The organism is Moorena sp. SIO1F2, assembly GCF_010672755.1.
GTDB lineage: Bacteria > Cyanobacteriota > Cyanobacteriia > Cyanobacteriales > Coleofasciculaceae > Moorena.
On record NZ_JAAHFV010000512.1, the window covers coordinates 1 to 3,489 of the forward strand.

Consider the following 3,489-nt stretch of genomic DNA (forward strand, 5'->3'; position numbering starts at 1 on the left):
ACTGTCCCAATGGGTACATCAGGAACACGCTGACAAATACTGCAATCGGCGCACTGAATGCGATCGCGTTGTAGGGTCTGATGCCTACTAGACGCGCAATTTCAAATTGCCGCAGCATGAACCCAATCAGACCAAATGCTCCGTGGAATGCCACGAAGCTCCACAACCCTCCTAGTTGGAACCAGCGAGTCAAATCTCCTTGAGCTTCTGGTCCCCACAACAGCAGCAGGGAGTGTCCCAGACTGTTAGGAGGAGAGGATACTGCTACGGTCAGGAAGTTACAACCTTCTAGGTAAGAAGAGGCTAAGCCGTGGGTGTACCAAGAGGTAACAAAGGTGGTACCAGTTAGCCAGCCCCCTAACGCCATGTAGGCACAGGGGAACAACAGAATGCCGGACCAGCCGACGAATACAAAGCGATCGCGCTTGAGCCAGTCATCGAGGATATCAAACCATCCTCTGGTGCTGGGGGCGCGTCCTACTGCTACTGTCATAGATTCAAATCCTCATACATATAACGATTTGCAAGGATTCAAAATTGGGACGTTTTTACGTCTTTTTAGCGACACTCCCACCCTTCTAGAGGTGGATTTCCCTTAGAGTTCAGTGATTTTAAGTCACTTCCCTCTTACAGGATTGTCTTTTAACGGGATGCCACAGGCTATCAGGTTAGGCTGTGGTGACTTAATGTTTCTTAAACTATCACACAGTTTAACGCTTGACTTGATTCTCCCATAAGGAGACTGGGGTTACAAACGTTACATACAATAATAATAAATACCAAAAATTTTACAAAATTACACATACTCCTCAGATTTTTTTGAGATTTGGTGTCAAAAGTTACATAATTTCCCTGTCTTGGTCAAAAATGTGATACAAGTTCTAGATGAGCTCCCTGGAGTATCCATAAATCAACTGATCTACTCTCGGACTCAGCACTATTGTCAAGTCAGATTTCTTAGAGGCAACCACATCTTCTCATGGCAGCATCGACCAACCAACTGGAAAACCTGGTACTTCGACAATCGGTTCTTGGCTCTCGCCGTTTGAGCAACTATTTAGTGGCAGGAGCTGTATCTATAGGAGGTATAGGATTTTTCCTGGCAGGGCTTTCGAGTTATCTCAACATGGATCTACTCCCGATTGGAGATGCAACCAACCTAATTTTTATCCCTCAGGGGGTAGCAATGGGGTTCTATGGTGTTGCTGCACTGTTGCTATCTCTCTACCTATGGCTAACCATTTATTGGGATATCGGCGGAGGCTACAATGAATTTAACCAAGAAACAGGTATGGTGAGAGTAGTGCGGTCTGGCTTTCCCGGTAAAAACCGTGAAGTCGAATTCAGTTGCCGTACAGAAGATGTCCAGTCGATTCGAGTAGACATCAAAGAAGGTCTAAATCCACGCCGAGTCCTCTACGTGCGCACTAAGGATCGCCGGGAAGTTCCTCTAACTCGTGTCGGTCAACCCATCTCCCTTTTGGAATTAGAGAATCAGGGAGCAGAGCTGGCTCGTTTCCTCGGAGTTCCCCTGGAAGGGTTGTAAATTGCCAATAAAACAAGATATAGTTATAGTAAGCATGATTAAGAATATCCGGCGCTGGCTATCTGTGATGTTAGTAGTGTTAGCTCTGGTAATAGCAGGATGCAGTGGCTCAACGTCGAACTCAACGGAATCATCAACTCCCCAAAACAAATCTACTCCTGCTGAAACCACCAGCAATCCCCAATTCAGCAATTTACCCCGACTAGACAAAAAAGCTACTGTTGAGCTGAGGGTAAAAGGCTCACCGATTACTATTGAAGTGTATGGAAGCAATGCCCCGATTACAGCTGGCAATTTTGTGGATCTGGTTGACAAGGGTGTTTATGACGGACTGGTGTTTCACCGAGTGGTAAGGGAACCTCAACCATTTGTTGTCCAAGGTGGTGATCCCCAAGGAAAAAACCCAAAATTTCCAGTAGAGCTTCTGGGCACAGGGGGGTTCATAGATCCACAAACGAAGGAAACTCGCTACATTCCATTAGAAATTAAGCCGAAGGGGGCAGAGCAACCCATATACAGCAAAACCTTTAAGGCAGCCGGAATTCCTGGTGATCCTGAGTTGACTCATACTCCTGGTGCTGTGGCCATGGCTCGTTCCCAAATGCCAGACTCAGCCTCTTCACAGTTTTACTTTGCCCTAGCAGAGCTGCCTTTCTTGGATGGGGACTATGCTGTATTTGGCAAAGTCACTAAAGGTATGGATGTGGTAAACAAAATTCAGCAAGGCGATCGCATTGAATCAGTCAAGGTCACTAAAGGCATCGAAAACCTGAAGAAACCTTAAGATAACGATTAACGATCTTTAAACGAATTCGTGGAGGTATGCGTTACTGGGATTGGATTAGTATCTGCTTTAGGTCGCCTCAAACCCAGTTGGCAGCATTTGCTAAACAGTGAGTCAGCTATTAGCTGGTATCGACCCTTTGCCAATTTATCACCTCTACCGTTGGCTATGATTGGTCAGACACCAGCTTCTATTGAACAGCTGACCTACCAGGTTGTAGCAGATGCTATTGAAGATGCTAACTTAACCATCCCTCTAAAGGATTGTGGTGTGGTGATTGGTTCCAGTCGTAGCTGTCAGGCAGCTTGGGAGCAACTAGCCCAGGAGCAGATGACTAGTCATGGGAAACTCGACACCGAACCAGAGTATCCCGGATTCGATAGCTTAAATGAAATCTTAACTCTAGAGCATTGGTTAGACACTCTACCCCATCAACCAGCTATTGCTGCTGCCCATTACATTGGTTCCTTTGGGCCAGTCCTAGCACCAATGGCAGCTTGTGCAACAGGAATTTGGGCGATCGCTCAAGGATTTGAATTGATTCAAACCGGTCAATGCCAACGAGTCATTGCTGGTGCTGTAGAAGCACCAATTACTCCCCTAACCCTAGCCGGATTTACTAAAATGGGGGCTCTAGCAAAAACTGGTGCTTACCCCTTTGACAAGCAACGTCAAGGCTTGGTGTTGGCAGAGGGAGGTTCTGTATTGGTATTGGAGTCAGAGGATTTGGCTGATCGTCGAGCAGCGCCTATCTATGGAAAATTACTGGGGTTTGGCTTGACCTCGGACGCTTATCATGTCAGTACACCTAACCCAGATCGACAGAGTGCGATCGCAGCTATCAAACAATGTCTAGACCGCAGCCACCTATTTCCTACAGATATTGATTATATCCATACCCACGGTACCGGAACCAAACTTAATGACCAGAATGAAGCGCAGCTGATTCAGCAGCTATTTCCCCAAGGGGTGGCAATCAGTTCTACCAAAGGAGCCACTGGTCACACTCTTGGTGCTTCTGGAGCCATTGGTACTGCTTTGTGTCTAATGGCTTTAAAACACCAAGTCTTACCCCCTTGTATTGGGTTGAGGGAACCGGAATGGGATTTGGATTTCGTAACTATAGCGCGTCAGTGCGAAGTCAGGCAGGCGCTATGTT

The 3,489-nt window shown here is 46.7% G+C and carries 3 protein-coding genes and 1 pseudogene; 3 read left to right on the forward strand and 1 reads right to left on the reverse strand.

Annotated features, from left to right (window positions below; genetic code table 11):
• A pseudogene (locus tag F6J94_RS31955) lies at window positions 1-493 on the reverse strand (photosystem II D2 protein (photosystem q(a) protein)); the annotation flags it as partial.
• A gap of 486 nt (window positions 494-979) precedes the next feature.
• Between F6J94_RS31955 and F6J94_RS31960 the strand changes: the two are divergent.
• The 3 genes from F6J94_RS31960 to F6J94_RS31970 all read left to right on the forward strand — a co-directional run.
• The gene (locus F6J94_RS31960; RefSeq protein WP_293018122.1) at window positions 980-1,546 is read left to right on the forward strand and encodes a photosystem I assembly protein Ycf4; all 567 of its coding nucleotides are present in this window, start codon (window positions 980-982) and stop codon (window positions 1,544-1,546) included.
• A 34-nt stretch (window positions 1,547-1,580) separates the two neighbouring features.
• Entirely contained in the window at window positions 1,581-2,330 is a 750-nt protein-coding gene (locus F6J94_RS31965) for a peptidylprolyl isomerase (RefSeq protein WP_293047604.1), read from the forward strand.
• 30 nt (window positions 2,331-2,360) lie between these two features.
• A partial coding sequence (locus F6J94_RS31970; protein ID WP_293047606.1) for a beta-ketoacyl-ACP synthase occupies window positions 2,361-3,489 on the forward strand: 1,129 nt, incomplete at its 3' end.